This is a genomic window from Oxynema aestuarii AP17 (genome assembly GCF_012295525.1).
Classification (GTDB): Bacteria; Cyanobacteriota; Cyanobacteriia; order Cyanobacteriales; family Laspinemataceae; genus Oxynema; species Oxynema aestuarii.
Genome location: NZ_CP051167.1, coordinates 4,505,056 through 4,530,301, shown reverse-complemented (window position 1 = coordinate 4,530,301; position 25,246 = coordinate 4,505,056). Strand labels below are relative to the sequence as shown.

Below are 25,246 nucleotides of genomic sequence, written 5' to 3'. Positions count from 1 at the left end.
ACTCATTGCTGTTACTATCCCTACTTGACTGAGAAACGCTTTAGAAGCCGTGTTTCTCCAAGCAACCCGGCTGCTGATGGAGTGGAGCGGCTGTCCCGATTCAAAACTCCTCAAGGTGTGACGCGCCAGATTTTGATGGTGCGATCGGCACTGCCACTGACGAGGGTGTTGCCGTCGGGGCTGATGCTGATGGAGCTGACCCAATGCTCGTGTCCGGTAAGGGTTTGCCGCAATCGACCCGTCGCCAAGTCCCAGATTTTGATATTTGGCCCATTGATACTGACCAAGGTGCTGCCGTCGGGGCTGATGCTGACGGCGTGGACACTCCTGTCCTGTCCGGTGAGGGTTTGCCGCAGTTCACCCGTCGCCAAGTCCCAGATCTTGATGGTGTTATCCCCGCTGCTGCTGACGAGGGTACTGCCGTCGGGGCTAATGCTGGTGGACTCGATCCAAAAGTCATGTCCGGTGAGGGTTTGCCGCAGTTGACCCGTCGCCAAGTCCCAGATTTTGAGGGTGCTATCAAAACCACCACTGACGAGGGTGCTGCCGTCGGGGCTGATGCTGACGGATTCGACCCCCCCGTCATGTCCGGTGAGGGTTTGCCGCAGTTGACCCGTCGCCAAGTTCCAGATTTTGATGCCATCAAAACCATCACTGACGAGGGTGCTGCCGTCGGGGCTGATACTGACGAAAGTGCCACCACTGTCGAGGGTTTGCCGCAGTTGACCCGTCGCCAAGTCCCAGATTTTGATGGTACTAGCACTGCTACCGACGAGGGTGCTGCCGTCGGGGCTGATGCTGACGGACAGGACAATATCGTCATGTCCGAGGGTTTGCCGCAGTTCACCCGTCGCCAAGTCCCAGATTTTGATGGTGTTATCGTCACTGCCACTGACGAGGGTGTTGCCGTCGGGGCTGATGCTGACGGATTGGACGATATCGTCATGTCCGGTGAGGGTTTGGTCGGCTTGGAACAGCGGGTCGCCTGCTAGCCAGGACAGCACGGCGATCGGTTCAAAGTCAGACTGGCGAACCACCCACCACCCGCTTCCACCGAGTAGGACGACCAGCAGGAGATAGATAATCGGGGGAATGCCGCTAGATTTTCCAGACATCGGAACTTCCTCCATAGAGTTGTTGAATAAAAATAGCGACGCAAGGTGGAGGAATGCGTCGCTATTTTTGTTCAACTCCGAATCAGTTGGCTACACAGCCTACTTGATGCTGGCTTTGGCGCCTGCTTCTTCAAGCTGCTTCTTGCCATCTTCGGCGGCTTCTTTGGCGATCGCCTCTTTGATCGGCTTCGGCGCGGATTCGACCATATCTTTGGCTTCTTTCAAACCCAAACCCGTCAGCGCGCGCACGACTTTGAGAACCGCAATCTTCTTGTCGGCGGGAACTTCTTCGAGAACCAAGTCGAATTCGGTTTTTTCTTCGGCTTCTTCCGCCGCACCCGCAGCAGCGCCGGGGGCCATCATCATCATGCCACCCGCCGGAGCAGCAGCGCTCACGCCGAAGGTTTCTTCAATTTGCTTGACCAGCTCGGAAGCTTCGAGCAGGGACAAAGTTTTCAACTTTTCCAAAATTTCGTCAGTAGCAGCAGACATGGATTGACTCCTTAGACAATGGTGTGGACTGAATGGTTAAACAAACGGACTTTCAAATGCCAAACAGAGCGATTTAGGCCGCTTCGCCGGAATCGTTGTCTTTGTCGGCATAAGCTTGAATACCGCGCGCAATGGAAGCAGGAACTTCCTTGACGCCGACGGCCACCTTGGTCGCCAGAGAATTGATCGCTCCGGCAATTTGGGCGATGAGTTCTTCTTTCGACGGCAGATCGCCGATCGCCTTGACTTCCTCTTCATTAAGCACTTTGCCTTCGAGGACGCCACCGCGAAGCACGGTTTTCTTCGTCGCTTTTTGGAAGTCCCGATAGGCTTTGATGCCACTGCTGAGATCGTCTTTGAGCAGCAGGAAGGCGGAGGAGTCTTTGAGAAATTCCTCCATTGGCTGCCACTGCTCGTATTCGGCAATGGCGCGACGCATGAACGTGTTTTTGGTCACCACGCACGAGGCGCCGCTTTGACGCAGCCGATTGCGTAAATCCGTAATCTCCGCGACGGAGACCCCTTTGTAGTCGATGACAACGGTCATCTGAGACTCATCGAGGGCTTCTTTGAGATTGCTAACAATCTCTTTTTTGTTTTCTAGCGTTCTTCCCACCCGTTTTCACCTCCTTTACTACAGGGAAATGTCCTTGCGAGGGACTGTCTTTCGAGCTTGGGAAGGTGCCAAGCAATGAAGATCCCACAACGATCGCCGGTTATGGCAGCCACATCACTCCCCCCTCGGAAAAACCTAAAACCCCGACTGGTTCAGAGCCGGGGTTTGCCTCCTACGCTCTTCCGTTCGGTCACGGCGGTGACTAGACTGGAATCGCTTCAGGAAGAGTTGACCTCGGCAGGGAATTAAGCCATCGGGCACCTGCTGTCTGTGGCTTACTCGTTTTCAGTTGTGGGATCGGATCGTGAGTTTCGACCTCCAAAGAAAACGTACAAAACTCAAAATTTTTGGGTTTAGGCAGCTTCGTGAGTCTTCAAGTCGCGCAGCAAGCTAATATCGACTTGAATCCCCGGCCCCATCGTCGCCGAAACATAAATGCTGTTCCAGTAACGGCCTTTGGCACCGGACGGACGGTTGCGGTCGATACATTCCTGCAAGGCTTTGAGGTTAACCAGCAAGTCTTCCGCACTGAAGGAGACCTTACCAAACATGACGTGGACGATCCCGGTGCGATCGGCACGAAATTCTAGTTTACCAGATTTGAACTCGGCGATCGCCTGTTCGAGATCGAAAGTTACCGTTCCCCCTTTCGGCGAGGGCATCAAACCGCGCGGTCCGAGCAGTCGCCCGAGTTTCGCCACTTGCGGCATCATGTCGGGGGTGGCAATCAGTTTGTCGAAATCCATTTGACCTTTTTGGATTTCGTCGATCAACTCTTCCGAACCCACCAAATCGGCTCCGGCGTTGGTCGCTTCCGTCACTTTCTCCCCTCGCGCAATCACGGCTACGCGAACGGTCTGACCCGTCCCTTTAGGCAGCACGACGGTAGTCCGCAGTTGTTGGTCCGTATACTTCGGATCGATCCCGAGTTTGATATGGGCTTCCGCCGATTCGGGAAATTTAGCTGTAGCGGTTTCTTTTAAAAGATTGAGCGCTTCGAGCGGCTCGTAAGGTCGATCCTCGACCTTCTTTCTCAGTTCTTCAACGCGACGCGATAGTTTTTTGGTCATTTCTACTCTCCTGGGGTCGTTAGCGAGGTTAGATCTCTCCCCCATTTAATGGATCGATCGTAAATTTTGCCGGATGGTTGTCTTAGTCGGAAACTGCCACACCCATATTGCGGGCGGTTCCTTCGACGATCTTCATCGCCGCCTCGATGTCGTTGGCATTGAGGTCGGGCATTTTCGTCTGGGCGATTTCGCGCAGTTGGTCGCGCGTAATCGTGCCGACGGTTTGTCGGTTCGGTTCGGCAGCCCCTTTGGGAATTCCGGCGGCTTTGCGAATCAAGACCGACGCGGGTGGAGTTTTGAGAACGAAGGTAAAACTGCGGTCTTCGTAAACCGAAATTTCGACAGGCACCACCAAGCCCGCTTGGTCTGCAGTCCGGGCGTTATATTCTTTGCAGAACATCATGATGTTCACGCCGTGCTGACCCAGAGCCGGGCCGATTGGGGGTGCTGGGTTGGCCTTACCCGCATCGATGGCCAACTTGATCACCGCAACAACTTTTTTTGCCATTTACTGTGTTTGCTGCTTCAACTTAATTTGCGAACTTGATTGAACTCCAGCTCGACGGGGGTATCCCGTCCGAAGATCGAAAGCAGTGCTTTGAGCTTGCTGCGCTCGGGACTGACTTCGATCACTTCGCCGTCAAATTCTTTGAACGGTCCGGAAACCACTTCGATTTTTTCTCCGGGCGCCAAGTGAGTTTTGACGACGGGTTCGGCTTCTTCCCGTTGTCTGAAGATTCTTTCTACTTCGGAGTGACTGAGCGGTACGGGTTTGACGTGTCCGCGCCCTCGTCCGTACCGACGCTTTTGTTCGGCTCCGACAAAGTTAATCACATGAGGGGTGTTTTTGACAACCTGCCAGCTTTCATCGTCCATCGCCATTTGCACGAGGACGTAACCGGGAAAGATTTTTTCGTCGGTTTGCTGGCGGCTGCCATCTTTACGAATTTTGACGGCAGCACTCTGAGGGATCTCGATCTGAAAAATGCGATCGGCCACGTCCAGAGTTTGGATGCGCTGCTCTAGGTTGGCTTTCACCCGCTTTTCGCAGCCTGAAGCCACCTGAACGGCGTACCAACGAGGAGTGACGGACGCTTTGGTCGTTTCTTCCTCCATGTCTGACCGTTGAGGTGTGTTGTGCGAATCGTCCGAGGCAAAAGTCATCCGAATACCTGTGTAGCTGCCCAACCAAAAAATCGATCTAGAAAGTAGATTAAGCTTGCGGAGAGAATCACCATGAGAATGACGGCGGCAGATTCGCTGACGACTTGTTGTCGCGAAGGCCAAACTACTTTGGTCAGTTCTTCTTTGGTTTCCTCTAGAAATTTGACTGGGTTGAACCCGTCTGCACTCGCTTGCATCTGGGCTTCATCTTTTTTAGCCACGATTTCCTGTTTCCCAAAACGCGCTTTACACGGCAGTCCTCGGGCAGACTTCAGGGCGATCTAACTCCCCAGCCTCGCCAAACCTATTATTGCTCTTGGCAACCCTCGTCGGAACCACCCAGATCGCAATTCTACCCGAAAGCGGTTAACTCTGTCGCTTCACCGACAGCCGATTCACTTCCGGGTAGATGTTCTTGGGCGATGGTTCAGCGCGCCCTGGAGGACTTGAACCCCCGACATCAGGTTTTGGAGACCTGCGTTCTACCAACTGAACTAAGAGCGCACGGGCTGAATCAGCAATTTTGATTTCGCGACTCACCCAAAGTTATTTTAAGATGTAACTCGCGCTCGCGTCAACAGGCCACGGAAATTTTTGGCAAGGCTTGCAAGTTAGAGGGGGCGATCGAAGCGCTGTTTGAGACGGGTTTTCTTGCCGACTCGTTGGCGCAAGTAGTACAACTTGGCTCGGCGGGCTTTACCGCGACGGATTACTTTGATGTAGTTGATCCGAGGCGAGTGCAGCAAAAAGACCCGTTCGACACCGATGCCTTGGAAAATACGCCGGACGGTGATCGTTTCGTTGATGCCCCCGTTACGCATGGCGATGACGGTGCCTTCGTAAGGTTGGGTCCGTTCTTTCCCACCTTCGCGAATTCTCACCCCGACTCTGACGGTGTCGCCGACGTAGATCTGCGGAAGGTCGGATTTGAGCTGCTCTTTTTCGATCGATTGAATAATTTCTTGAGCGTGCATAACCATCTGCCAAAGTCACGAACTTCCATTATAACGGGTCTTGCTTCGTTCAGTCCAGCAATTTCTGCACGACTCTGGCCGGAAGCGATCGCGGGAACGACGACAAAAAAGGGCGCCGGGGATGACGATCGCCCGCTCCCGTGCATGGACCTGCATCAATGTTAAGAATCAATGTTAAATTGATAGAGAGGCGCGAAAAAATACCCATTGCTTCCCGGTAACGATGCTCAAACGCGCTCGACGCGATCGCCCGGGCGGTGCCTCGGACGAGAATGACCTTTACATAGAGAGGTTGCATAACAAACGTTGAAACTCCTTGCTCTGACCGGATATCCCTGGCGCTCCTTGTGGTATCTGGATATGCAGTTGAAGCGGAAACGACATTGCGACCCGGCGCTTTCGTGGACCGACCGTTGCGAGGCGCCCAGTACGATCCGATCGACCTGTAACGAGTAGTTTGCAAGCCCCGTTTCGAGCCAACCTCCGGAACACGCCACCGGAAAAGCTCTGGTTGCAAACTCGGTCGATCGACTGAAGGCGATCAATTTTTAACGAAGTCAACGACTGTCGATCGCGCTCAGCTAATTTGACGATCGACGAGTCGTGGCGATCGCCCCTTATATAGCGTCAGTACGGCCCGTCACTACGTACCGAGGATTCTCCCTAGGACCAAACTCCCGAGACGTGGATCGATGCAGATCTCCTAGGACAGTGACGACGGCGACGCGACAGGCGATCGCTCCCCGACTCAACCGCCGGATATTTTACAGTGACGGCGGTTGAGGATGAATCCTAATGTGGCCTCATTGGGCTTGCTGTTGCTGTCCTCAGAAGATTCAAGAATCAAACCATGTCTAAATTTCACAACCATCAAATTACCCCGACCCCCGTATCCGCCGATCTCAGCGTCGTCGATCTGATCGACAACCATTTCAGCGCTTATAACTCCGCACGGTTGCGCGAAATCTGCCACTTGCTCAGTCGCGAAGTCCTCCAAGAAGGGGTTACCGTCGGTTTGACCCTCTCCGGCGCCTTGACCCCCGCCGGATTTGGCATATCGGCGATCGCCCCGTTAATCCGCCACGGCTTCATCGACTACATCATCAGTACGGGCGCCAACCTCTACCACGACCTCCACTACGGACTCGGCTTAAACCTCTACAAAGGCAGTCCGTTTGTCGATGACGCCGAACTGCGCGAACAAGGCAACATCCGCATCTACGACATCATCTTCGATTACGACGTCCTCCTCGAAACCGATGCGTTCGTGCGAACCATTTTGCGCGCCGAACCGTTCCAAAAACGCATGGGAACTGCCGAATTTCACTACCTCCTCGGCAAATATATCCGCGAAATCGAAAAACAGCGCGGGGCCGAACATTCCTGCTTGCTGGCGACCGCTTACGAGTGCGGCGTCCCGATTTATACTTCCTCCCCGGGGGATAGTTCGATCGGGATGAACGTGGCGGCCTTGGCCCTGGAGGGCTCCGAACTCGTCCTCGATCCGGCGATCGACGTCAACGAAACTGCCGCGATCGCCTACGGTGCGAGAGATACCGGAACCCCGATTTCCGGCAAAAGTGCGGCGGTCATCCTCGGCGGCGGTTCTCCCAAAAACTTCTTGCTGCAAACTCAACCGCAAATTCACGAAGTTTTGGGCTTGGAAGAGCGCGGACACGACTATTTTATCCAAATTACCGACGCCCGTCCCGATACCGGAGGACTCTCCGGCGCGACCCCGAGTGAGGCGGTCAGTTGGGGGAAAGTCGATCCGGAAGAACTCCCCAATACCATTGTCTGTTATACCGATACGACGATCGCCCTGCCCATTCTCACCGCTTACGCGATCGCCCAGTGCGAACCGCGTCCGCTCAAACGACTATACGATCGGCGATCGCAAATGCTGACCAAATTGCAACTCGACTATCAACTCGCCAAAGCTCAAAAACCCCAAGAACGAGCTCAATCCCCCGCCGAACACAGATCCGCGCCCGTGGCGACTTATCCGTGTGGAACTCCCATCCGTAACGGTCACGGTTAGTGGGTCTAACTTGCTCCCGTCCGCCTGTCGATCGCCCCGACCCCTCCCGAGTTCGAGTGGCTGAAACTCCACTTTTTCGGAGGTGTCCGGGCGATCTCCTCCAATCGGGGGAATCGATTGGGCGAAGTGCGCCCCAAGGGCGAAGGGTTAGAATCGCGATCGATTCAGCAAGGTGAAAGTTACGGAGCCGATCGCGATGCAACCCCAACAAACCGAAAAACTCGGATATCTCGGATGGTTGGGTTTTCTCGGGTTGTTAGGTTTAGTCACTGGAAATGTAGGCTTGTTTGGGTTTTTTGGTTTTTTTGGCTTTTTCAAATTTCGAGCTCATCCTAAAACTCGTAACTCCCTAACGGAAACTCAGGTCGATTCGACCGAGGGAAATCAGTCCGAAAATTCTTCTAGAAATTAGCCCCAAAAGGATTCCAAAAGTATTCGACTATTTAAGATTTGGGTGCGATCGCGAAACAATCCCTCCTTTTCGAGCCAGAAAAAGGAGGGATTTTCAATGGTGGAGAGCAGGGAAAACCGTTGCAGGGGCGATCGCGCCGACGCGACGGCAAATACAACAGCACGATTACGGTTTGCCCCAATGTCGCCAACTGCCAGGGGTTTTATCGTAGAACGTAAGCTAATCGCACGAAGTCAAGATGACTTGCTCTTCGAGAGTTTATCTCTAAGCGGCGATCGCGTGCCTTTTTTACTTTGGGAGGTTGAATCTCAATGAATACTCAAATTCAATTAACTTCTCTGTCCGAACTCAATCAATTGCGGCGCCAATTAGAAGCGATCGCCACTCCCTCATCCCGTCGAGACCCCCGAGCGATCGCCGCCGATCCCCTCGTCAACCTCCCCGAAAAACCCGGCACCTGGCAACCGCCGATCGAAGTGCGAGAACGAGAAAATCACTTCATTTTGCGAGCCGAATTACCGGGGATTCCAGCCGCCAACTTAAACGTACAAGCGAGCCGCCACGCCGTTTTACTGGCCGGAAAATCCCCTGTCCGCGCTGCGGCGCGAGGGGTGAGAACTTGGAGCGAATTCAACTCCGGCGAATTTCATCGGGTCGTCGTTTTCGGTACAGCCATTGAAGGCGATCGGATCGAAGCCCATTTGCAAGACGGTATTCTCACCTTAACCGTACCCAAACGCGGCAGCTCGACTCCAACCCCCTTTAAAGTCCGACTCGACGCCGCGCGCCCTCGTAAAGCGCCCGAAATCTCGACCCCGATCGCCGACGACAGCCCAACCGACACCCTCCCCAAAATTGCACTAAACGAGGACATGCTCGGGGATTGGTGGTCGAATTAAACCCGCCCAACAAATAGCAACGAGACCGAAGCGATCGTCATGTTCCCTTCTCTAGTCCCCCGTCAACCTCAAAACCCGTCAGGAAGGGGAACCGTCCCGATCGAGGTTCGGTAAACACACCTTCATCGCAACGCCAACCGCGCTCAACATATAGATCGGTAGGCTTAAAAAATATTGAAGTTCAGATTGAAGTTCAGACACCCTGCTGACTTTTGTTAATCGCCGCAACACCCACGCGGACCGCACCAGCAAACATCATTGAATTTCTTGTAGTTATTGGAGCCAGAATATCCCTATGGGTAAAGTAGTTGGAATCGACTTAGGAACGACAAACTCTTGCGTCGCCGTGATGGAAGGGGGTAAACCCACCGTCATCGCCAACGCCGAAGGCGCTCGCACGACCCCGTCCGTCGTCGCCTACACCAAAAATGGCGACCAACTCGTCGGTCAGATCGCCAAGCGTCAGGCGGTGATGAACCCAGAAAACACGTTTTACTCCGTCAAGCGCTTCATCGGACGCCGCCACGACGAAGTCACCCACGAAACGACCGAGGTTTCCTACAAAGTCCTCAACGCCAACAACAACGTCAGACTAGACTGCCCGGCCCGAGAAAAACAATTCGCGCCGGAAGAAATTTCCGCCCAAGTGCTACGCAAGCTCATCGACGACGCGAGCACCTATCTCGGCGAGAAAGTCACTCAAGCCGTGATCACCGTTCCCGCCTATTTCAACGACTCCCAACGTCAAGCCACCAAAGACGCGGGTAAAATTGCCGGGGTCGAAGTGCTGCGGATTATCAACGAACCGACCGCCGCTTCTCTCGCCTACGGTCTTGACAAGAAGAGCAACGAAACGATTCTCGTCTTCGACCTTGGCGGTGGGACCTTCGACGTGTCCATCCTCGAAGTGGGCGACGGCGTGTTTGAAGTGTTGGCGACCTCTGGGGATACGCACCTCGGCGGTGACGACTTCGACAAAAAAATTGTAGACTGGCTCGCTGCCGAATTTAAGAGCGCCGAAGGGATCGACCTGCGTAAAGATAAACAAGCGCTGCAACGACTGACTGAAGCGGCAGAAAAAGCCAAAATCGAACTGTCGAGCGTCAGCCAAGCGGAAATTAACTTGCCGTTTATCACCGCGACTCAAGACGGTCCGAAGCACTTAGACCTGACGTTGACTCGCGCCAAGTTTGAAGAACTGACCGCCGATTTGATCGACCGTTGCCGGATTCCGGTTGAAAATGCCCTACGCGATGCCAAATTGGATAAGGCGGCGATCGATGAAGTGGTGATGGTCGGGGGTTCTACCCGGATTCCTGCCGTTAAAGAACTCGTCAAGCGGATCTTGAAAGAACCGAACCAAACGGTCAACCCGGACGAAGTGGTGGCGATTGGTGCGGCGATTCAAGCCGGGGTTCTCGCCGGGGAAGTCAAGGACATCCTGCTGCTCGACGTTACGCCTCTGTCCCTGGGTGTGGAAACCCTCGGCGGCGTCATGACCAAAATTATCCCGCGCAACACCACGATTCCGACGAAAAAATCCGAGGTGTTCTCGACGGCGGTGGACGGTCAAACGAATGTGGAAATTCACGTCCTCCAAGGGGAACGGGAAATGTCGGCGGACAATAAGAGTCTCGGAACTTTCCGCCTCGATGGCATTCCTCCGGCTCCCCGTGGCGTCCCTCAGATTGAGGTGACTTTCGATATCGACGCGAACGGGATTCTCAACGTGACGGCGAAGGATAAGGGAACCGGAAAAGAACAGTCGATCAGTATTACTGGTGCTTCTACCCTGCCGTCGGACGAAGTCGATCGCATGGTCAAGGAAGCCGAAAGCAATGCGGCTGCGGATAAGGAGCGTCGCGAGAAAATCGACCTCAAGAACCAAGCGGATTCCTTGTCCTATCAAGCTGAGAAGCAAATGAGCGAACTCGGCGACAAGGTGCCTGCGGACGAGAAAACGAAGGTCGAAGGACTCATCAAAGACTTGCGCGAAGCGGTCAATCAAGAAGATTTCGATCGCATCAAGAGCCTGACGACGGACTTGCAACAAACCCTGTATACGATTGGTAGCAATATCTACCAACAAGCGGGGGGTGACGGTGCGGCTCCTGGCGGTGGCGCTCCCGGTGGTGGCGCTCCCGGTGGTGGCGCTCCCGGTGGCGATGCGTCTTCCGGTGGTGGCTCCGATGATGATGTCATCGATGCTGAATTCTCGGAAACGAAGTAGTTCGATCGCATAATTTAGCGGGTAGGGGCAGGCTAAAATCTGTCTCTACCGATTTCAAACCCGCTCTGGCGGGTTTGTTTTTGGCAATTTTTAGGGATTATTTGATTTTAGATTTTTGATTTTAAATAGAGGAAGTTCTGATTCCCACTCCCGATTCCCTCCTCCCTACTCCTGACTCTCTCGTATGATACGATTGGTGGGTTCTGGAATTGGATCGATCGCCAGTATTTCGGGGTTAATTGCTTGAGGAGGGTGACGGTGGATAAACGAGGGGGCAAGGGTTGGCGGCGGCTGAGCGATCGCCTGGTCAAGGCGTTATCTATTATTCTAGTTTCGGGGGGATCGGCGATCGCGATCGATCGTCCGGCGATGGCGCAAGTTCAGTTTAGCGATCTCGAAAATCATTGGGCGCGCGAATGTATTTCCCAATTGGCCGACCGTCAAATTGTAAGCGGTTATTGGGATGGCGAGTTTAAACCGCGATCGCCGATGAATCGAGGTGAGTTTGCCGCTATTCTAAGTCAAGCATTTCCCGATCGCCCTTTCTCGCGCGAGGAGATTTTCTTTGTCGATCTCTCCGATAAAGATTGGGCCTATCCTGCAATCCGAGATGCCTACCGTAAAGGGTTTCTTTCTGGCTTTCCGGGACGGGTTTTTAAAGCCTACGACAATATCACTCGCTTGCAAGTTTTAATTGCTTTGACCAGTGGCTTGCAATTAGAAAAACAAGGGGACACGACGACGATTTTAAATGCGGCGTTTGCCGATGCTCAAGCCATTCCGGAATACGCCCGCGACGCGATCGCTTCGGCGACGGAAAATAATATCGTGGTCAGCGATGCGGTCGTTCGCTTCTTGCGTCCTAACGAAGCGGCGACGCGCGGCGAAGTGGCGGGCTTTTTCTGTCAGGCGATCGCCCAACGGGACGATATTGCTTCCCCTATTCCTTCGGAATATATTGCTAAGTCGCCCCAGTTTGAAACGAGAACGGAAATGATGGAAATCGGCGCCGTTAAAGTGGATTTATCTTATCAGAAACGTCCGCAAGGATTGGCCAGTAATTTTCGGATCGCCTTAACTCGGGCGGGAGAGCTGTTACAAGAACAACCGTTACCTGTGATTACCGCAACGAGCAAGTTATTAAACATCGCGATCGCCGATTTAAACGGGGATGGAGAAGATGAAATTATCCTCGATTTGACTACGGAAGATGCTCGCTGTTGTTATTATTCGATTATTTATCGTTACGAACCGATTCGGGAACGTTACGCCCCTATCCAACAATATTGGGGGACTGTCGGTTATCAACGAGAAGATTTGAATGGGGATGGGGTGGTGGAATTCCAGACGCGCGATCGGGCGATCGCCGAATTTTTCCCGAATTTAGAGTTAATCAACTATCCCCTTCAAATCTTTGAATATCGCTCGGATGGTGCGGTTTTAGTCACGTCCCAATTTCCAGAGGCGATCGCCGAAGATGCCCGCCGCTTATGGCAGTTAGCGACTGAATTAAATGTAGACGATCCGCAACTTCAGGGTATTTTAGCCAGCTATTTAGCCGAACAATATTTATTAGGAACTTCAACCCAGGGCTGGGAAAAAGTAGAAGCCTTTTATCCGTCGGGCGATCGCGCTCAATTCTTCGATCAAGTCGAGCAGTTTTTACAACAAACGGGATACTTAAAAGATTAAAATCCTTTAAGTATGCACCATCTGCCACCCTTGGCGCAGTAAAGTCAAGAAAGTTTCGTACCCCGGCGATCTTCCGCCGAGATCGGGCTTATAATATTGGGGAAATTCTTTATAACATTTCCAAGGATCGTGGGGTTGGGCGCGTAAATATAAAACTTTGTCGATTCCTCCTTCGGATTTCCATGTCATTTGTCCCCGCATAAGCTCACTCCTCATTAGGTTGGACAGTTAACACCGGGTTGAACTTCGATGACCCTTAAATTTTGGCAAAGTTGGTTTTAAATTCAGTCAAATTTTATACGAGATTCAAAAGTTTATATTGAGCCGTCAAAGAATTTTTAAAACCAAGTTCAATTTTGGTGATTTTAAGGTTTTCAACGATTTGGGATTCGGTCGGGAATTTGCAAAAATTTCCACAATCTACGGTTTCTCCCTCGATCGAGGTGTAGCGTAATCAACAGAGAACAGTTGGGTTCGGGCATGTTTCAGAAACGCAAATTTTACCGTTGCAGACCGGGTTTCGATCTGAGAAACAGCGTGCTGAGAGAAAAACCAGAATCAATTACTCGATCTCGTTATTTTCTCGGAGATGAAATTGCCTGCGTTATCCTAAAAATAGTTGTACAGCGAAAACCTCCTCAATCGAACGGGCGATCGTCTGGAAAAAGAGATTTAGACGCGCCTCACTGAAGATGCAAGCGGAGAACATTTTTTATGCGCTTTTTGCGACAAACCCTGAGCGTCGTGGGATTAACAGTAGTCGCTGGGGGATTGAGTGCGATCGCGGCGATCGGCGATCGCCACGTCAGTGCTTCCCCACCCACTCCCAAACCGACTCACTTAGCTCAGTTTGGTTTGCCCGATGTCACCCCAGATCTTCCGGATTCCCTTCCGCTCCCCGAACTCTCCGACCTCCTGGAAGAAGATCCACCCCTGACTACGAGTTTGGAAGACGTTCGGCGGGAAACCCCACTCCTCGACGGGGAAAACTTCGGCGAACCTCAATCCCTCGCGAGTCTCGAACGGGGCGCCCGGGGAGGGTATATCGCTCCACCGGGATTGTACGAAGCGATTTTGCAAAGTTACTGTCTGCGCGCTGGAACCCACGCTCCCGGCGGCGGTGACGGTTACGCCTACGCGCCACTGGAAGGACCGCGCGCCGGGATTATCACTAAGATTTTACGGGAATCTGCAAACTATCCCGAGATTCCCCAGCGACAAATTCAGGTGTTGCTGTGGGGGATTATCGCGCAAACGCGGGTGAGCGATATGGATGAGGAGATCCAATCTGTGGCGCGACAACTGCTAAGCGATGAGGAAATTGCGGAAATTAATGGCGGTGCGTTGGGGCTGATTCCCGATGAGGTGCGGCGGGAACTGTTTGCGAACTTGCCCTCTCAAGTTCGGCAAATCCTCGATGCGAAAGCTGAAATCCGAGAGCGCCTCAGTGAAGCGAATGCGACCTATGAGGAGTTAGAAAATATTGCGGTTTTAACTGGGGCGGTTTCCCGAGGGGAAGGAAGTCGCGAGATTCCGGAGGGGCGATGGTCGTTGCATCCCGATGGCTATTTCGTGCGTTATTTTCCTTCGGGATATCGTCGAACCCGGATGGAGGCGTTAGTTCCTCGTCCGGCGACGGTGGTTCGCGACGATCGCGATCGGATCGCGGCGATTGATTACGGCGATGGTTACCGTCTTGAAACGGATTATGACGACGAGATTGGGGCGATTCCCGTGGCGGGGGAACCGGAGATGAACATTTATTATTTCAGTGCGGTTCGCTTGGTCAGTCCCGAGGGTACTATTGAAGTGCGCGATCGCGGTTGGACCTTTGTGGGTACTCCAACAACGGGAGAGGCTCGTTTTTCCCAAGGGTTCGACGGAACCATCGCTGCAACGAAAAATGTTGCCCAGGTCGCCCAACGCCGCCGCATCGACACCCAGGAGGCGATCGAACGCTATCAAGATGCGAAAGCAAAAGCGGATAAAGCGCAAACGACCCTCGAACGCCTCGACGAACCGACCCGGGACGAAGCTGAGGAAATTCTCGATCGCGACCACTATAAAGATGGTGTAGAAGCAGTAGCGGAAAACGACCCGGAAGCGAAAGGGGAATGGTTGGGCGAACACTTCCAACGGGCGCAACAAGCCTGGGCTTATGCGATCTGCAAAGTGTCTAATCTAGGAACTTCTGCGACCTGCGGGGAACCCGACCCAGACCCAGACCCAGACCCAGACCCAGAACCAGACCCCAATCCCGACCCCGACCCCGACCCCGATCCTCCCGGTACTCCCGTCAATCCGGGTGGAGATGGAGCCATTCCGGGCAACACTAATCGTCAGCGTCTCGGTATTTCCGGACGTCTCTCGTGAAACGGTTTCGATCGCCCTCCCACCGCCGAGAGGGTGGCTCGCTATAGCTCAAAACCCTTTGAATACAAGGAGTGAAGGCGATCGTCCGACAAAAATCTATAAAACTACTTGACAACTTTATAACTTTAAAGTTATCAATAGATACGTCGGTTGCGACGTCACTGCCGAACGCATTGACCCCAACCGTCACGTTGTTAGGAGTAGTATCGTTCCAATGACAACCACTTTTGCTCAACCGACACAAAGCCTCTGGTCCCGGTTTTGCGACTGGGTAACCAGCACCGAAAATCGCCTGTATATTGGTTGGTTCGGTGTCTTGATGATTCCGACCATCTTGACCGCGACGATTGTCTTCGTTCTCGCTTTTATTGCGGCTCCTCCGGTAGACCTCGACGGAATTCGCGAACCCGTCTCCGGTTCGTTGCTCTACGGCAACAACATCATGACCGCGACCATCGTTCCGACTTCTGCCGCCATCGGTCTCCATATTTATCCCTTGTGGGAAGCCGCCACCTTGGACGAATGGCTTTACAACGGCGGTCCGTACCAACTCATCGTCCTGCACTTTTTAATTGGTATTTACGCTTACCTCGGTCGTGAGTGGGAATTGAGTTACCGCCTGGGAATGCGTCCTTGGATTCCCGTAGCGTTCTCCGCTCCCGTAGCGGCGGCGACGGCGGTGTTGCTGATTTATCCCATCGGTCAAGGCAGTTTCTCCGATGGTTTGATGCTCGGCGTCAGTGGAACCTTCAACTTCATGATCGTTTTCCAAGCCGAACATAATATTTTGATGCACCCCTTCCATCAACTCGGTGTAATTGGCGTCTTCGGCGGTGCCTTGTTTGCCGCGATGCACGGTTCTCTGGTAACGTCGAGCTTGGTTCGCGAAACCACGGAAAACCAGTCCGCGAATGAAGGCTATAAATTCGGTCAGGAAGAAGAAACCTACAATATTGTTGCCGCTCACGGTTACTTCGGTCGGTTAATCTTCCAATATGCCTCGTTCAACAACAGTCGCAGCTTGCACTTCTTCCTCGCAGCTTGGCCCGTGATTGGGATCTGGTTTACGTCCCTGGGTATTTCGACGATGGCGTTTAACCTCAACGGGTTTAACTTCAACCAGTCAATTGTGGATTCTCAAGGTCGTGCGATTAATACTTGGGCGGATATTTTAAACCGAGCAAACTTGGGGATTGAGGTGATTCACGAGCGCAACGCCCACAACTTCCCGTTAGATTTGGCCTCGGCTGAAGCTACTCCGGTAGCGACGATCGCCCCCACGATTGAAGGATAAAACGATCGCGTAAACCGTCAAACTCTCCTCTATATCAGAGCTTAACCCGATTTCTAGCATGGCCCGCTAGAGGTCGGGTTTTTCCCGTGTCTCGCTCGGTCGCGATCGCCACTGCTTGGAGTAGGACTTTTGCTTTCTCTTGAGGCGGAGTCTAGCATATCTGACTCGATTTGCCAACGGTTAATGTCAAGTTATTCTGTCATTGCCATTGCCATCTATTTTTTCCAAGGCCATTTAGTCCCCATTTCGGTTTTTGCAGAAAAAACGAGATAGACAATTAAGAAGGCAATTCCGGCGAGAAAGGCGGGTAAATCTGAATTCATGGGATCGGCGATCGCGATTTTAACCTGAAATTTTAACCTGAAATTTTAACCTGAAATTTTGCTTGAATATTGTATAACTTCTCGATCGTTCCTAAAATTTGGTAGAGCTGGACGGGTAGCACGCGCCCGCAATCCTGCCAGCCGTCGCCCACATCACCTGAATTGTTCATGAAACTGACCTATCACTCGCCGATCCCCGTTTTCAAAGGACTGTTTGCTGCTTTTCTGGGCTTTACCTTGGCAGGGTGTCCCGCATTGGCGCCGGATACGCCGTTGCGATCGCCCAAAACCGGAACCTGTGAATGTCCTTACGATTTAACCAGTAGTGGGGCCGAGTGTGGCGGGCGATCGGCCTATTCCCGAGGAGGGGGCGATCGCCCCCTATGTTACGTCAGCGATCGCACGGGCGGTTCCTCCGGTGGCGCCTTAGTGTTAGGCAATCCCAGCCGCGCCACCAGCAATCCCGGCAATGCAGACAATTATCTGATCGAGAAAAGCCAGTATACATTATCCTACAACCGCAGCAAAGGGACGGCCAACTGGGCAAGTTGGCAGTTAAATTCCTCCTGGTTAGGCAATGTCGATCGCCAAGATGACTTCAGACCGGACGACACCTTACCCGACGGCTTTTATCAAGTCAAACCTACCGATTATACCCGAACGGGCTACGATCGCGGCCACATCGTCCCTTCAGCCGATCGCACCCGGTCTAAAAGTGACAACAGCAGCACCTTTGTCATGACCAACATGATGCCCCAGTCCCCGGCGAATAACCGGGAAATTTGGCGCGAGTTGGAAGAATACGCCCGCCGTTTGGTCAGACAAGGAAAAGAACTGTATATCATTGCCGGACCGCAAGGGCGGGTCAAAACGATCGCCGAGGGCAAAGTGACCGTTCCGAGATATACTTGGAAAATTATCGTCGTTCTCGATCGCCCCGGTACGGGTTTGAGCGGCATTAAACCGACCACGCGGGCGATCGCCGTCCGCATCCCCAATGACGAAAGTGTTGCCAATCGCGACTGGCGACAGTATCGAGTTTCGATCGATGCTTTGGAAAAACTCACCGGATTTGACTTTCTCTCGAACGTACCCAAATCCACCCAGGACGCGATCGAAGCGGGGGTCGATCGCTTGTGAGTTTTCTTTGGGGGGCGGGGATCTTGCCCGCCTCCCGAGCATAGGCTGCCCGTCTAAAATCTAAAATCTAAAATCCCCTTAAGTTTCAACAGAAATCGTATTTAAGCCGACAACTTCCCCGGTTTTTGTTTTGCCGAAGACGAAGATTTCGACCTCGATCGCGCCGACCCGATAAACGATGAGATCGTGTAAATTTTCTTGCAGAAATTGTACCAATTGGCGGTAACGTCCGACGGTTTCGCGTTCGCGATCGCCATACCAATCTTTTTCCTCTACGGCACGTTGGAAGAAGGGATCGAACTCGACAGTTTCGATCTCGGCATTTGCAGGTTTTTGCGATTGTTGCCTCACCGTTTCCGGGGCGATCGTTGCTTCAGGCAAAATCCTGACTTCCCAAGCATAATCTGATTCGCTGAACCAGTACAAATCTCGGGTTAACTCCCGCAGTTGGTCTACGATTTCGTTCAAAGAAAGGTCACTCATGATTAAATTGGGGGGCGATCGATTGAATTATAGTCATTGTCGATGAAAATGACTATAACTGAGAAAAATTTAACTCAAGATAAAAGCAACACTCAAACTCGTGCAATCTCAGTTGCAGAAAGCTCAAACCCCCTCAATCATGCCAGTTGAGACGCTCTGCTTACCCATTAAACATCCAGACCAGAGTCAGTAAGATCGGCAAGGTACCGAGGACACAGACCGAACGCAGACGAGAACACAATCAGTCGAAAAGCACCAATTTATAGTCCTTGAAAAGGGACTCGATACTACTAAGCCTTCAGCCCCATTTCCCTGAGAGGTTACTTCCAGGCGATCGAGGTATTCTTTCTTTCTGCCTTCCTTTACTCCCTAAACGCGATCTAGACTTTTGTCTAATCACCAAACAATTGGCGATCGCCTACCCTGAAAAAACTACGTTGAGGAAGTCAAACGATGGGTAATCGTCAATTTGACCGCAAGCCAACGTCGAAGAAGTTTTCAGCGACCCCAATCGCATCACCACTTCAGATGCGTCCGTTCGCGGCGCCCCCCCAACCGAGTGAGACGCCACAGTTACAGCCACAACCGGAAGGTCAAAAAACCGCCAGTTACAACTTTGCCGATATTTCTATCTTCGATCCCCATACTTCACCACCGCCATCTCCTTCATGGAATTCGTCCCCTTTGTTACAACCGAAGTCGGAAGCTCCCCTCATAACCCCTCCGACCTCTGTCGAACCCAAATTGGCAATTCGACCCAACCACAAATACGAGCAAGAAGCCGATGCTAGTTCGAGCGTACCGCGTAAGATCGATGGCGAAGGAGAAACGCTTGTCCAGCGTGTAAATGAGAACGAGGATAAGTCAGGAGAGAAGGAAACGGGAGATCTTTCTACCCGCTCATCAACAACCGCAACAGGCTCACGAGGCGGTCCTCCCAATCGACCTCTTCCACCGATTCCGGGAAGCTCATCAACAACGGCAACAACCTCACGAGGCGGTCCTCCCAATCGACCTCTTCCACCGATTCCGGGAAGCTCATCAACAACTGCAACAGGCTCCCAAAATAGAGCTATTCCAAGGACAACAAGACCTCGATCTGGTTTCACTCCGACAAGAACACAAAAAACCATTACGAATCGTCCGCAGACTGCATCGCGGTCGAATAACAATGCTATCAACAACACGAATGCAGCTCGGCAAAATCAGGCTCCTGGAAATCCATCACCAAATACGCTAACTTCTGATGCTTTATTGGAAGGAGCAAGCCGGTGGTTTAATGTAGCCGAGCAGCTTGCATGGAATTTTTTAAATGGAGAAGAAATTAATCAAATAAGAATAAAATTTAACTCAAAACAAGAGGAAATAAAAAATAAAATAGAAACAAATAAACCCGATATATTTGAAGAACTCAAACAAGGAAAAGGAGCTTTAAAAGAATATTTAGACAAAGAGCTTCCGGATTGGCTGTCACTTTGCATTTTTAATGCTTTAAAAGCATTAAATTCACAATCAGAAATAACCTGGGGAGAGATTAGAACTCAACTCAAAGATCTCTATATTCAGAATTTAAATAAAGAGGTTGAATGGAAAACAATCTCTAAGTCGATGCAAATTGGTGGCGAGACCTATACCAGTAGTTTTACACCTCTCAATCAAGAATTCGATTCCCAGCATTTTGAATCTTATGGAAGCACGGGATTATCCAGTATGTCTCCCCGGTTAACAGAAAACCCTGAGAAAGATACGGAACCCGAACGTAATCGAACAACGAATGCATGGTATACCGAATTCAAAGCAGAGAATAGTGATGAAGCGCTTTTTTCAGCGTTCCGAAGTGGCGTTTTAGAGGACTACGGTATTAAAGATCCGAAGAAACGGCGGGAAGCAAATAAGGAAAAAGCAGCACAACTTTTAACCGCGATCGCTATTAAATACCTCAGCAAAAAAACAAATGACGAATTGAAAAATGCTAACTACAAGGTCAGCATTCCATTAGTAACGACAGCCTTGCTAACTCCCGTAGCTACAGATAAAGGAGCGGATGAGGCAGGGAAACTAGATAGGCATATTCAAGCTTTAAAAGATGCTAACAATGAATTCAGAAATAATAGAAGAAAAATAAATGTAAACCACTGTTTACATCCTATCAGTGTGGAGTTTAATATTATCGCTTTTAACTATGGAGTCAATCAAAATGCAAAATTTGGAAAATATACGCAATGGCGTAAACTCAACTCTGAGAGCTTAGATCGATTAAAGGAGGCCAAAAAAGAAGCAGTCCGGGATATGGAATTTGAACAGAAAAATTTAATGCGGTATATCAGTGGCGCTCAAACTAAATTGTCATTGATTCAAAAGGGAAATATAAATGAAGATCCACAAATATGTTCCGACTTAATAAAAACATCCTCTCAACAATTCACCAAAATCGAAAAAGACATTAAAAAAATAGAGCAACTCTGGCAACGGATTCAGAAAAGAGGAAAGTTAGGAGGGGGTGATGTAGATTACGAGATGCCAGCCCTAATCTCGAATCTAGCTTTTTTAATCGGTTCCATGGTTCATTATAACTGTAAAAGTGGAAAAGATCGGACGGGCATGGCGGATGTTGAGACTAAATTCTTAGCCTATCAAATGGAAGATCGAGCCAAAAAAGGCGATCGGCAACTTGTCCCTCACTATACAGATTCATTAAGCAAAGAGGATAAAAAAGCATTAAAAACGATGGTTTTTGAAAGTGGCAATTTAGAGGTTCAAAAATACAATACTGGTTTTGCAGGATATAAAGTCAAAACACCAAACCTGGCAAAACGTTTAGGAGAAGATGTTTTGAATCAAGCCCGAGGATTAGCGGCAGACTATACTGATGTCAAACAAATGTACCCGCCGAACTGGGAGGCGAAGTAAAACGGGTGGTGCCTGTGGTTGCTGTTTGACCGGAGAATCCCTCGTTTTCTAAATGGGGGAGTATGTCAAAAGTTGCGCTGAAACGATCTATAAAATCGAAAAAATTATAGAACTTATTCGATCTGAAGTTAACGGCCAGGCTGGCCCGCAAGCGCTTAACTTTTCAGGGGTTTGGGGAGCTATAAGTCCCGCGCTGTATGCGAAGCATCAGCGTCGGGATCCATGGACTCCCCGAGCTGGTCTCATCCCCACCCTACGGGAAGGGCTAAGCCCTACGATGGGGATGAGACAAGTATTTACCGCAGCTATATCCTGTGATAAATTATAGTCATGCTGACCATGAACTACACCTACCGAATCGATCCAGACGCCACCCAAGAGGCTGAACTGCGATCGTGGCTTGAGACGTGCAGAGGCGTATATAACTACGCGTTGCGCGAACTCAAAGACTGGATTGCTTCGCGTAAGTGTTCGGTAGACCGATGCTCGCTGGAAAAGGAATACATCATTCCCGCCGATGAACCATTTCCGTCCTACCATCGTCAGCAGAACAACCTGCCTAAAGCGAAGAAGCAATTCCCGCATCTGGGTAAGGTACATTCTCAGGTGTTGCAGACCACGATTCGCAGACTGCACGATACCTGGGAAGCATTTGTGAAACGGGGACATGGATTCCCTCGTTTCAAAAAGTTCGGTCAGTTCAAATCCTTTGTGTTTCCCCAATTCAAGAACAATTCCATCAATGGCTTCACAATCAAATTGCCAAAGATCGGGGAAGTACCCATCAACCTGCATCCCCCCTTCGCCCCCCTTTCAAAGGGGGGTTGGGGGGATACAGGTGCGGGTATTGTCCAGGGTACGGGGTACACAATGGTATGTCGTCGTCACCATTGAATCGGATATATCGGTTCCCGATGTCCCGGTTCACGGTCGGGCGATTGGGATTGACCTGGGATTGGAGCGATTCTTGACCGCTTCCGATCGCTCTTTCCAAGAACGCCCTAAGTTTTTCAAGTCGATGCAACGCAAGCTGAAATTGCTGCAACGCAGAGCAGCACGAAAACAAAAGGGTTCTCAAAACTGGGAGAAGGCGCAAATCCAAGTGGCTAGAATGCACCATCGCATTGCCAATCGTCGTAAAGATTTCCATCTGAAGACGGCTCATCAGCTTTGCGACCGGGCGCAAACCATCTTTGTAGAAGACCTCAACGTCAAAGGCTTGACCCGAGGGATGTTGCGAAAAGATTGTGTAGATGCTGCCTTCGGACAATTCCTGTCTCTGACGGAATGGGTTTGCTGGAAGCGTGGGGTCTACTTTGCTAAAGTCAACCCCAACGGTACCAGTCAAGTCTGTCCATCCTGCTTTGCTACGGTGAGCAAAGGGTTGGAAGTCAGAGAGCATCATTGTCCTGAGTGTGGGTATCGGACTCATCGTGACCATGCTGCAGCAGAGATGGTTTTGCGTCGTGGACTCGAACAAGTCAGTAGCCAGGGACTCTGACGAAAGGAAACAGCCTGTCAAGTCGGTCTGTCGGGGGTCTATGACCTAGATAAGTGGCGTGGGGCCCGAATACCCAATCGTGAGGTTGGGAAGCCCGCGCTGTAATCTTTGATTCAGCGTCGGGAGGATGTCACCAAAGTCTCGAAACATAGGAAAGGACACAGCAGTACTGTGTCCCTACGGAGTATTGGCATGAAGCCACGAACGCTAGGCGAGTAATTGTTCGGCGCGGGTCGATAAGGCTTCGGCGGTCAATCCGTTGAGGGCCATGATTTGACCTGCACTAGATGCGGTTTCGCCGCGCTTCCAGGCGAACAGATCGCGCTTGAGTGTAGAACGCAACATCAACGGTTCGAGCATTGCCGAGGAACCCCCGGTAACCCCGATTAAGGCATCGCCGCCGAAGAGGCGATCGAAACCTGCATCGTCGAGGAAGTGACTGTCCGGTTGAGCGCAGCTCTCCCAGGCGGTATCGTCGGGACGGTAGAGGCGGCGGGGGCTGACTACGGAGACAATCCGCACGCCGATGCCTTCGTCTTCGAGGCGCACTGCGGCATCGAAGACGGGAATTAAGGTCATGTCGCCAATCACGGCAAACACGACTTTTTGTTTGCCTTCGCTTTCGTGGATGACGACGCCGCCATCTTTGAGGGCTTGTTTCGTTTGCTCGAAGGTGGTGCGAATCGGCAATGGCGACTTACTCGCGGTAATTGTAACCCCTTTATTTTTCGTCGTCAGCGCCCAGTCGTAGCACACTTGTATGCTGTTGGCGTCGGTGGGGAATAAGGGGAAGATATTGCCATTTCGCATCATTGCGGCGAAATAGTTTTCAATTTCCGGACGTTGGTGAGTCCAGCCGTTGCGCCCTTGTTCGAGTGCCCCTGCGGTAAAGAGGGTAATCGTGGAGGGGGTGGGGCGGCGCAGTTCGGCCATCGCTTGGGTGACGGTCTGCCAAATCGGCAAGCCGTTGATGGCGAATGATTCGTAGGAACACCACAAGGTACGGGCGCCGAATAAGGCCAATCCGGCGGCGAGTCCGGCGCAGGCGTCCTCGCTCAAGGGTTCGTAAACTTGCCCTTGAGGCCCTTGGAAGTAGAGGTCGTCAGGGGTAGGATGGACGATTTTGAGGGCTTGGTTGACGTTGTTAATCCCCGAGGCGGCGTTCCCGTCGGCGTTGGTGAGGATGAATTGAGGGTCTTTTTGGCCGACGTGGGCGATTAATTCTCCCATTGCGGTGGTGGCGACTTGTTTTTCGCCGTGGACGGGGTATTCGTTTAAAGGAAGCGCACCGAGTTCGGGGAGGGGGCGTTCTTTTTCGGTGACGACGTGGTGGGACGCCGGACCGCCTGCAGCGCGCTCGAAGTTGGTGCGAACTAGTTGCCACCCTTCGGCGGGGAGGGCGCGTTCTTGGAGGGCGCTGACGATCGCCTCGTTATCGAGGGTGTGGTAGCCGTAGAGGTTGTGAGATTTGGCGCCGCGATCGTGGACGCCCGCGCCTTTGAGTTGTTTGACGATTAAAACGGTCAATTTGCCACTGAGGGCGGATTTGGCGGCTTTGTCGGTGGCTTCGAGGACGGCTTGGGTAAAGGCGAGACGCTGTTTGAGGGAGAAGGCGGTGCTATCGACGTAATCGCCGCTTTGGTTGGTGTCGTCGAAGTCTTTGGCGTTGACGAGGATGACTTCTTGGAAGCCGTTGCCTTCCCAATATTCGATCATTTCCTCGTTGGGTTTGGTTGACACCATGCTGTGGTGTTCTTGGGAATAGCCGTTCCAGACGAGGATGGGGAGGAAGTTGGTGACGTCGGGATAGGCGGTGTGGAAGTGCGCCATGCTGCTCATGACGTAGGGTTCGCCGATGCCGCCATCGCCGATGGTGACGGGGAAGAGGGTATCGCGGTGGAGAAGGGCGCCGGACATGGCGAAGTGTTGCCCTTGTCCGAGGGGTCCGGCGGGGTTGAGCAGTCCGGGAATTTGGCCGGAGAGGTGGCCGAGCAGTCCTTGGTGTTCGCGGAACCTTTCGCGCATTTGCTGCACGGTATGGATGCCCATGTCTTCGAGGGAGCGATCGAGGAACATGCTGCTGTAGAAGCCGGGGGCGTGGTGTCCGACTTCGGTGAGGATGTTTTTGTGGCCGAGCATGACTAAGGAGGCGATCGCCTCGGCAATACTGGCAAACCCGCCGGGATGCCCAGATGCTTTACTGGCAGTGACTTGCAGGGTGAGGTAACGCAGGGCGTCGGCGGCGAGGAGGGTTTGGAAGACGGCAGACGGATCGGAAGGGGAGACGATCGCGGTTTTTCCGGGGGCGATCGCCGCTTCTTTACCGTGGCTGGCAAACTCCGGCCACAGCTCGCCAAAATATTGAATGCCTTCGCAAAAATCGGGCGCTTTTGCGGGAGCAACTGGGCTGGTTGGGGTCATGCGTGTTCTCCACCGGATTGAGTTTACTACTAGATCGATTTAACAATTATTTTAGAACTTATGCAACTTGAGGGTTGTTTTAGTAAGCAGCAATTC

22 protein-coding genes, 1 tRNA gene and 1 other annotated feature are annotated in these 25,246 nt (G+C 52.0%); of the genes, 10 read left to right on the top strand and 13 right to left on the bottom strand.

Features of this window, described 5'->3' with window-relative positions:
- Window positions 1–110: 110 nt before the first annotated feature.
- The 9 genes from HCG48_RS18315 to rplS all read right to left on the bottom strand — a co-directional run bounded on the left by HCG48_RS18315 (window position 111) and on the right by rplS (window position 5,431).
- Window positions 111–1,115: a WD40 repeat domain-containing protein gene (locus HCG48_RS18315; RefSeq protein WP_246259621.1), complete on the bottom strand. Its 1,005-nt coding sequence runs from the start codon at window positions 1,113–1,115 to the stop codon at window positions 111–113.
- Window positions 1,116–1,214: 99 nt separating this feature from the next.
- Window positions 1,215–1,607, bottom strand: coding sequence for a 50S ribosomal protein L7/L12 (gene rplL / locus HCG48_RS18310; RefSeq protein ID WP_168570435.1), 393 nt, complete (start codon window positions 1,605–1,607; stop codon window positions 1,215–1,217).
- A 73-nt stretch (window positions 1,608–1,680) separates the two neighbouring features.
- Window positions 1,681–2,223 (bottom strand): 50S ribosomal protein L10, encoded by a 543-nt coding sequence (gene rplJ / locus HCG48_RS18305; protein ID WP_168570434.1) that lies wholly within the window; start codon window positions 2,221–2,223, stop codon window positions 1,681–1,683.
- A 125-nt stretch (window positions 2,224–2,348) separates the two neighbouring features.
- Window positions 2,349–2,515 (bottom strand) — a sequence feature (ribosomal protein L10 leader region).
- A gap of 61 nt (window positions 2,516–2,576) precedes the next feature.
- Window positions 2,577–3,293, bottom strand: a complete 717-nt coding sequence (gene rplA / locus HCG48_RS18300) for a 50S ribosomal protein L1 (RefSeq protein WP_168570433.1) — start codon at window positions 3,291–3,293, stop codon at window positions 2,577–2,579.
- A gap of 82 nt (window positions 3,294–3,375) precedes the next feature.
- Window positions 3,376–3,801: a 50S ribosomal protein L11 gene (gene rplK, locus HCG48_RS18295; RefSeq protein WP_168570432.1), complete on the bottom strand. Its 426-nt coding sequence runs from the start codon at window positions 3,799–3,801 to the stop codon at window positions 3,376–3,378.
- 17 nt (window positions 3,802–3,818) lie between these two features.
- On the bottom strand, window positions 3,819–4,457 hold the full coding sequence (nusG, locus tag HCG48_RS18290; protein ID WP_168570431.1) for a transcription termination/antitermination protein NusG: 639 nt from the start codon (window positions 4,455–4,457) through the stop codon (window positions 3,819–3,821).
- Entirely contained in the window at window positions 4,454–4,678 is a 225-nt protein-coding gene (gene secE / locus HCG48_RS18285) for a preprotein translocase subunit SecE (RefSeq protein WP_168570430.1), read from the bottom strand. Before secE ends, nusG begins: the two co-directional genes overlap by 4 nt.
- A 210-nt stretch (window positions 4,679–4,888) precedes the next feature.
- A tRNA-Trp gene (locus HCG48_RS18280) sits at window positions 4,889–4,961 on the bottom strand.
- A 107-nt stretch (window positions 4,962–5,068) separates the two neighbouring features.
- The gene (gene rplS, locus HCG48_RS18275) at window positions 5,069–5,431 is read right to left on the bottom strand and encodes a 50S ribosomal protein L19 (protein ID WP_168570429.1); all 363 of its coding nucleotides are present in this window, start codon (window positions 5,429–5,431) and stop codon (window positions 5,069–5,071) included.
- Window positions 5,432–6,281: 850 nt separating this feature from the next.
- On the opposite strand from rplS, the gene HCG48_RS18270 reads away from it, so the two are divergent.
- From HCG48_RS18270 to HCG48_RS18250, 4 genes are all read left to right on the top strand, one after another.
- Window positions 6,282–7,472, top strand: coding sequence for a homospermidine biosynthesis protein (locus HCG48_RS18270; RefSeq protein WP_168570428.1), 1,191 nt, complete (start codon window positions 6,282–6,284; stop codon window positions 7,470–7,472).
- Between the two features lie 723 nt (window positions 7,473–8,195).
- The gene (locus HCG48_RS18260) at window positions 8,196–8,783 is read left to right on the top strand and encodes an Hsp20/alpha crystallin family protein (protein ID WP_168570426.1); all 588 of its coding nucleotides are present in this window, start codon (window positions 8,196–8,198) and stop codon (window positions 8,781–8,783) included.
- Window positions 8,784–9,078: 295 nt separating this feature from the next.
- Complete coding sequence (dnaK, locus tag HCG48_RS18255) at window positions 9,079–11,013, top strand: molecular chaperone DnaK (protein ID WP_168570425.1); 1,935 nt, start codon at window positions 9,079–9,081, stop codon at window positions 11,011–11,013.
- Between the two features lie 258 nt (window positions 11,014–11,271).
- Window positions 11,272–12,705 (top strand): S-layer homology domain-containing protein, encoded by a 1,434-nt coding sequence (locus tag HCG48_RS18250; protein ID WP_168570424.1) that lies wholly within the window; start codon window positions 11,272–11,274, stop codon window positions 12,703–12,705.
- A 6-nt stretch (window positions 12,706–12,711) separates the two neighbouring features.
- On the opposite strand, the gene HCG48_RS18245 is transcribed toward HCG48_RS18250, so the two are convergent.
- Window positions 12,712–12,906, bottom strand: a complete 195-nt coding sequence (locus HCG48_RS18245) for a hypothetical protein (RefSeq protein ID WP_168570423.1) — start codon at window positions 12,904–12,906, stop codon at window positions 12,712–12,714.
- A gap of 513 nt (window positions 12,907–13,419) precedes the next feature.
- On the opposite strand from HCG48_RS18245, the gene HCG48_RS18240 reads away from it, so the two are divergent.
- Together HCG48_RS18240 and psbA are read left to right on the top strand one after the other, a co-directional pair.
- A complete protein-coding gene (locus HCG48_RS18240) occupies window positions 13,420–15,078 on the top strand; it encodes a hypothetical protein (RefSeq protein ID WP_168570422.1) in 1,659 nt (552 codons plus the stop codon).
- A 214-nt stretch (window positions 15,079–15,292) separates the two neighbouring features.
- Complete coding sequence (gene psbA, locus HCG48_RS18235; protein ID WP_168570421.1) at window positions 15,293–16,372, top strand: photosystem II reaction center subunit D1; 1,080 nt, start codon at window positions 15,293–15,295, stop codon at window positions 16,370–16,372.
- Between the two features lie 355 nt (window positions 16,373–16,727).
- Here the strand turns inward: psbA and HCG48_RS18230 are convergent, their stop codons facing one another.
- Window positions 16,728–16,865 (bottom strand): hypothetical protein, encoded by a 138-nt coding sequence (locus HCG48_RS18230; RefSeq protein WP_168570420.1) that lies wholly within the window; start codon window positions 16,863–16,865, stop codon window positions 16,728–16,730.
- Between HCG48_RS18230 and HCG48_RS18225 the strand changes: the two genes are divergently transcribed.
- Window positions 16,864–17,835 (top strand): DNA/RNA non-specific endonuclease, encoded by a 972-nt coding sequence (locus HCG48_RS18225; protein ID WP_210437081.1) that lies wholly within the window; start codon window positions 16,864–16,866, stop codon window positions 17,833–17,835. The two genes, HCG48_RS18230 and HCG48_RS18225, sit on opposite strands and share 2 nt — an antisense overlap.
- A 78-nt stretch (window positions 17,836–17,913) precedes the next feature.
- Here HCG48_RS18225 and HCG48_RS18220 read toward each other — a convergent pair whose 3' ends face one another.
- Window positions 17,914–18,318, bottom strand: a complete 405-nt coding sequence (locus HCG48_RS18220; RefSeq protein WP_168570419.1) for a nuclease A inhibitor family protein — start codon at window positions 18,316–18,318, stop codon at window positions 17,914–17,916.
- 453 nt (window positions 18,319–18,771) lie between these two features.
- On the opposite strand from HCG48_RS18220, the gene HCG48_RS18215 reads away from it, so the two are divergent.
- The 3 genes from HCG48_RS18215 (at window position 18,772) to HCG48_RS26170 (ending at window position 22,729) form a co-directional block, all read left to right on the top strand.
- The gene (locus HCG48_RS18215; RefSeq protein WP_168570418.1) at window positions 18,772–21,228 is read left to right on the top strand and encodes an inositol phosphate phosphatase SopB; all 2,457 of its coding nucleotides are present in this window, start codon (window positions 18,772–18,774) and stop codon (window positions 21,226–21,228) included.
- A 330-nt stretch (window positions 21,229–21,558) separates the two neighbouring features.
- Window positions 21,559–22,122 (top strand): RNA-guided endonuclease InsQ/TnpB family protein, encoded by a 564-nt coding sequence (locus HCG48_RS26175; RefSeq protein WP_246259620.1) that lies wholly within the window; start codon window positions 21,559–21,561, stop codon window positions 22,120–22,122.
- Complete coding sequence (locus HCG48_RS26170; RefSeq protein WP_246259618.1) at window positions 22,076–22,729, top strand: RNA-guided endonuclease InsQ/TnpB family protein; 654 nt, start codon at window positions 22,076–22,078, stop codon at window positions 22,727–22,729. Before HCG48_RS26175 ends, HCG48_RS26170 begins: the two co-directional genes overlap by 47 nt.
- A 207-nt stretch (window positions 22,730–22,936) precedes the next feature.
- Here HCG48_RS26170 and HCG48_RS18205 read toward each other — a convergent pair whose 3' ends face one another.
- Window positions 22,937–25,150: a phosphoketolase family protein gene (locus tag HCG48_RS18205; RefSeq protein ID WP_168570417.1), complete on the bottom strand. Its 2,214-nt coding sequence runs from the start codon at window positions 25,148–25,150 to the stop codon at window positions 22,937–22,939.
- Between the last annotated feature and the right edge of the window lie 96 nt (window positions 25,151–25,246).